Raw genomic sequence first — 4,861 nt, forward strand, 5'->3', positions numbered from 1 at the left:
TAGCTTCTATTATACCCATACAATAGGATACCCATTTCGTCAAGACAGCCACGAAGCCGAAAAGAAACCCCGCCAAGAGGCGGGGCATCCGGAGCTGATTATTCGGGCATGCGCAATCGGGGTCAGGCCGGAACCTTCATCGCTTCCTTGAGCCAGAGAAGCCTCGACCCGTTGATGACAGAGGCGTTCACAGACTCGACCAGCTCCTCGACCTTCACATCCAGCTCTTCTCTGCGGTTGAAAGGGGCGAAGGTCACCTTCGTCTTCACTTTTGTGAGCTTCTTTGTTTCGCTCTCTTTCGCCTCTTTCATATCGGCTCCCATCGCCTTCGCGATTCCGGAGAATATCTCCCTGTGTTGACGCGCTTCGCCGGCAGGTTCGACGGCCCGACGTACACGCTTCACTCTGCCGAGGTAATCAACGATGGTTCCGTCCGCTTCGAGGAACGCTGCGGACGGAAGAACGAGGTCAGCCTGTTTCGCGAGACCGGTGAGATGAGAATTCTGGACAATGAGAAAATCAACAGAGGGCCTCGCCTGCAAAGAGACCTCACCCACCGCATAGAGGAGGTTCAACCCTCCTTCCGTCATCTCCCGGTAGGTTTTCGCTTCCGCCTTGACTCCCATGAGTAAGACCCCCTTGGCATTGCTCTCGACAGGGACAGAGACGACAGGAGCGGCCTTCAGAAGGCTTACATTGGCAGATGCCCGGTACAGGGCCGGGGATGTCAGTATCACGGGATTCTTCGCCTCGGTAAAAAACGTCGCCGCCTGATCAATCGCTTCTGTAATCAGGGCTTGAGAGACCGCCGCAGAAAGTTTCGCGTCCGCTTCAGCGCCCTTCCCTATCATCGCCTTAACCATGCCCTTCAGGGCCTCGAGCTCGTTCTCTACGAGGCTTACCGTAGCCGCCGACGCAATCTTCGTCTCCGATGCGTTGATGGCAATGAGTTTCGCGCCCCCGTGTACCCTTCTCCTTATGGCCGCGTCAAGGGCGGGTAACGTCCTCTTCCACTGGTCCGGGTCCAGACCGACGAGGATGAAGAGGTCCGCCGTTTCGAGATCCGCGCCGGTTGAGAGTAATGTCTCTTCATCCCCGTAAAGACTTACCGTGCTGTCGAGGTTCCTTGTCTTGACCACATCATGGGCCAGCCGCTTTAAGGTCAGCGCATCTTCATTGAGGATCCCTCCGGTAGTCACGAATCCGGCTTTTGCCCCTGCACGCTTCAATCCCTTGCCAGCTATCTCCAGGGCATCTTCCCACGTCGTCTCCTGCAATTCTCCATTGACACGCTTCAGAGGCGACGTGACCCTCGTGTCGGCCTCGACGCAGTCAAACCCAAACCTGCCATAAGCACAGATATATCTCTCAGGAGAACCTTCGGGGGCGCCGGCATTGACCTTCATGAGCCTGCCCTCTTTCGTGCTGACGGTTAAATCACAGGCATTGCCGCAGAGGAGGCAGACCGAGCTGACCTTGTCGTAATCCCACTCCCTCCCCTTTCTCCACCGGTCGGCTTCGAGGAGCGCATTTACCGGGCAGACATCCACACAGCTGCCGCAGAAGGTGCAACCCGAATCCTGAAGCGGTCTATCGTCGGCCGTGGTGACCTTCGAGCCTACCCCCCGTCCCATGAATTCGAGGACATTCGTACCCTGGTCCTTGCAGACCCTCACGCACCTGCCGCAGAGCACGCAGTAATCGGGGTCGCGCCGGATGAACGGATTCGCCTCGTCTATCGAAAAACCGAATTTCTTCCTCGTGAAGCTCGATTCTTTTATCTCAAAATCATAGGCGTAGTTCTGGAGATTACAGACGCCCGCCTTTGTGCAGGTCATGCAATCGAGCGGGTGCATCGAAAGGATGAGGTCTACGACAAATTTCCTCGTCTCCAATACCTGCTCGGTCTTCGTGCGGACGACCATCCCCTCCTTCACTTTCGTCGTGCAGCCGATCATCGGCGCCTTCAGACCTGCTACCTCGACGAGGCAGAGCCTGCACGCGCCGATACCCTTCAAGCCCTTGAGGTAGCACAGGTTCGGTATATGGATACCGCCCATTTCGGCGGCATCGATAAGGTTCATTCCTTCTGTCGCCTCGACCTCCTTGCCGTCTATCGTTAGTTTCACCTTGTTTGCCACTGAAAACTCCTCCTCTTCTCTTCCTGATTTTGACCCTGCATTTTCTTAACTGCTCAGACCCCTACCGGTTCCCCGCTCTTTGCTCCGACGACAATGATCGCTTCCTCGGGACAGACGTTCCGGCATGCATCGCACTTCACACATTTCTTCCGCCGTATCTCGAAGGGCAGGTAACCGCTGAGAAAGGGCTTCTTCTTTTCTCCAAAAATCGCGCTGTAATTGCACGCGTCACGGCAGAGCCCGCACATCGTGCATTTGTCCGGGACTATCCGGTACTCGATAAGCGAGGCGCATCTCCCGTCCGGACAGCGGCCCTCGATATGCTCCCTGTAGAGGCCGGTCTCCATCCAGTCGAGGATAAACTTCGCGGTGTCTTTGCCCTTCTTGCACATCGAGGCTTCAAGCATCTCTCCCGCTATCCGGCTCAGGGCGAATAGGTCGCCTTCCAACCCTTTCCCTTCAATGAGATGCGAGAGCCGTATCCTCGCCTCGTAGCTGCCCATGGCGCAGGGAAAACACCTGCCGCACATCGGGCCCGAGAGGAATTCCGTGATATAGAAAAAGGCCTTTTGGACAGGACAGGTCTTCTCCTCGGCCAGCGTTTTTATCTCTTCTACCTTCAGCTCTTTTCTTTCCATCGTATCTTTTTCGGTCATGCCTCGGCTCCTAATAAATGTCCTCTGCCATATAGATGACTTCCGGCAGCAGGTAGGAAACGAGGTCTCTGTAGGAGATCATCCCGACAATCTTCTCATCTTCCATGACCGGCAGGTGCCTGATTTTCTTCTCGGACATTACCGTAATTGCGACGCTGATGTCCGTCGACGAATCAAGTACCAGAGGATTCGGTGTCATCACTTTTTCGATCGTATCGTCCTTGAAAGAGATATTCTTCGTAAAGCAATGCATGATGTCCCTCTCCGTGAATATCCCTGCCAATTTCTTGTCATTGTCGTAAACGAGGATAGAACCCACATTGTTCCCGTCCATGACCGTGACCGCATCGGCAACGATGCATGTCGTCGTGCAGGTGACGACCTTCGACGGTTTTGCCGCCAGCACATCCTTCAGTGTCATCTTCGCTCTCCTTTCAAGCACCTCGATTTTTTCAGGAGGTACCCTAAACTGCTCTTCAAGTTTCACCACGCTCTGCTTCCTCATCTTGACCGCCCCGATAGGGCAGGCGAGAAAACAGGCCTTACATTTTGTGCAGGAATCCTGGTCGATGAAGTAATGTTCCCTTGTCTCCTTCACCGCGCCAAAGGCACAGGCCTGCTTGCAGAGGCCGCAGCTGAAGCACTCGGCGGTGTTTATGGCAAAGACGCCCATACCACGGCAGACATTCGCCCTGCAGAATTTGCCGTAAATATGCTCCTCGTATTCATCCCTGAAATACTTTATCGTACTGAGGACCGGATTGGGCGCGGACTGACCGAGGCCGCAGAGGGAGCCCCTCTGGATGAGTTTTCCGAGTGCGATGAGCCTCTCAAGGTCTCCGTGCTCACCCAGACCGCAGGTAATTTTTTCGAGGATCTCGAGCATCTGGTATGTGCCGATGCGGCAGGGAGGACATTTCCCGCACGACTCCGATTGTGTGAAGGAGAGGAAGTATTTCGCGACGTCCACGATGCAGGTATCCTCATCCATGACGACCATTCCGCCCGACCCCATCATCGAACCGACCTTCGAGAGGGAGTCGAAATCAACGGGGATGTCGAGCCGACTCGCCGGGATACAGCCTCCTGAAGGACCACCTGTCTGGACGGCCTTTATCTGCTTATCGTTCAGTATCCCGCCCCCTATATCGAAGATGATCTCCCGCAGGGTCATGCCCATCGGCACCTCGACGAGTCCGGTATTCTTCACCTTCCCCGTCAGGGCAAAGACCTTTGTTCCCGGAGACGTGACCGTTCCGATCGACCGGAACCAGTCGGCCCCCTTCTCGATAATCGGCGGAACGCAGGCGTAAGTCTCGATATTGTTCAGGTTGCTCGGGTAACCCCAGACTCCGCCGCCGGGCTCGGACAGCCTCGGCGGACGCGGCCTCGGGAATCCCCGCTCTCCCTCAATGGAAGCGATAAGGGCCGTCGACTCACCGCAGACAAACGCGCCCGCCCCTTCCCTCACATCGAGGTGAAAGCTGAAATCGGTACTGAGAATGTTCTTGCCGAGCAGTCCCATCGCCTCGGCCTGCCGTATCGCATGCTTGAGGTTCTTTACCGCTAAGGGATATTCGTGCCTCACGTAAACAAATCCGTATCCTGCGCCGATAGCATATGCGCAGAGGAGCATTCCCTCAAAGAGGCTGTGGGGGTCTCCCTCCATGATAGACCTGTCCATGAACGCGCCGGGGTCGCCCTCGTCTCCATTGGCTATGACGAATTTTATGTCGCCTGGCGCGCTTCTCGTGTGATGCCATTTCTGACCGGCCGGGAATCCCGCCCCCCCTCTCCCCCTTAACATCGCCCTGTCGATCTCATGGAGAACATCGTCGGGACTCATCGAAGAAAGCGCCTTCTCGAGAGCCGCATATCCACCCACAGCGATATAGTGATGGATATTCGTGGGGTCTATCTTGTCATTGTTTCTCAAGGCGATTCTCACCTGTTTCTTGTAGAAGGGGAGATCGAGCATCTCCGTCGTCGGGTCGCTCATGAAATCTTCTCTATAGAGGGCCTGCCGGTAAGGGGTCCGGCTCATGAACGTATAGTTTATGAGCG

General features: G+C 55.6%; 3 protein-coding genes. All 3 read right to left on the bottom strand.

Features of this window, described 5'->3' with window-relative positions; translation table 11 throughout:
* Nucleotides 1-122: 122 nt before the first annotated feature.
* Nucleotides 123-2,141, bottom strand: a complete 2,019-nt coding sequence (locus VEI96_12670) for a molybdopterin-dependent oxidoreductase (protein ID HXX58848.1) — start codon at nt 2,139-2,141, stop codon at nt 123-125.
* Nucleotides 2,142-2,194: 53 nt separating this feature from the next.
* The gene (locus VEI96_12675; protein HXX58849.1) at nt 2,195-2,797 is read right to left on the bottom strand and encodes an NADH-ubiquinone oxidoreductase-F iron-sulfur binding region domain-containing protein; all 603 of its coding nucleotides are present in this window, start codon (nt 2,795-2,797) and stop codon (nt 2,195-2,197) included.
* A gap of 10 nt (nt 2,798-2,807) precedes the next feature.
* Nucleotides 2,808-4,861: NADH-ubiquinone oxidoreductase-F iron-sulfur binding region domain-containing protein (locus VEI96_12680; protein ID HXX58850.1), on the bottom strand; the 2,054-nt coding region annotated here is incomplete at its 5' end.

The sequence above is a fragment of the Thermodesulfovibrionales bacterium genome, from assembly GCA_035622735.1.
Lineage (GTDB): Bacteria > Nitrospirota > Thermodesulfovibrionia > Thermodesulfovibrionales > UBA9159 > DASPUT01.